This window comes from Blautia sp. MSK18_10 (assembly GCF_020553185.1).
GTDB classification, from domain to species: Bacteria; Bacillota; Clostridia; order Lachnospirales; family Lachnospiraceae; genus Blautia_A; species Blautia_A wexlerae.
The window spans coordinates 1-1,043 of record NZ_JAJCGT010000113.1 but is presented as its reverse complement, the minus strand read 5'-3'; the positions used below and the strand labels follow the sequence as shown (position 1 = coordinate 1,043).

1 protein-coding gene is annotated in these 1,043 nt (G+C 42.1%); it reads left to right on the top strand.

The window, feature by feature from the left end:
* Positions 1–1,043: hypothetical protein (locus LI074_RS17045; RefSeq protein WP_173704931.1), on the top strand; the 1,043-nt coding region annotated here is incomplete at both ends.

Below are 1,043 nucleotides of genomic sequence, written 5' to 3'. Positions count from 1 at the left end.
GAGATATGAGAAATATGAGGCGACAGTTTCTAGTGAAATCCTTGATTTGGGACAGGCTGGAGTAAACGGCGGCGGTTGGGAAAGGCTAGAGATAAAAAATACAGGTACAGAGAGCTGGCAGATCAAATCCATTTCAGAATTGAATGATTTTAGACTTGAACATTTAGAGCATCCATTATTATATGAGGGAAGACTTCCGATGAAAGTTGGGAATAAGGTTAAGCCCGGAGAAGCTGTTGCAGTGGATATTTATGTAAAGCCAAATCTTTCTCAGGGGATTCATGAAGAAACTTTTGTCATGGAAACAGAAGAAGGAATTCAGGCAGAGTGCAGGATACGGGTTCTCGTTCGTGGGGAATCAGAGGAGGATTACGAGGTTAACTGTGTACCAAATAGTGGTACGAGATTTCTCACAATTACTCAGGAAGAGTACGATTCATGGGATGATGTAGAACCAGAGCCGGATATGTTGATGTGCCCATCACGGTTGATTACAATATGCAACAATGGGCAAAAACCTGTCACAGTTGATTTTGAGGATACGGAACATTTCAGGGCATGGTTCTATATTGACGAAGACACGGGAGTTGTTATGCCGGGGGAAAATACGATAATTCAGGTTTTTCCGAAAGCAGAAGAACAGGTAGCTACTGATATTTTTAAGGTTTCCATCACAGGAGGAATAGAATTATCTTATATAATTTCCCAGAATTGTCCTCATATTGCACCGCCTTATCCGGAAGGAGCAACGATAAAAGATGTGAAAGTACAGGGGTCAACTATTAAGGCAGTGGCTTATGACTGCGCAAACAGCGAAGGTTTCGATGCGGTTCTGACAAAGAAAAGCTGGGTTGACAGACCTGAGAATTATGTGAAGGTGGCGAAGAATCAGGATGCAAAGACCATCACCTTCACAAATGTAAAAAACGGCACGTATTATCTGGGAATCCATGCGTACAACAGGGATTATTATGATGGAAATGTGTCCGGGAAAAGGTTTGGGGCATGGAGTTATCCAGTAAAAGTAGTAGTAAAGAACGGAA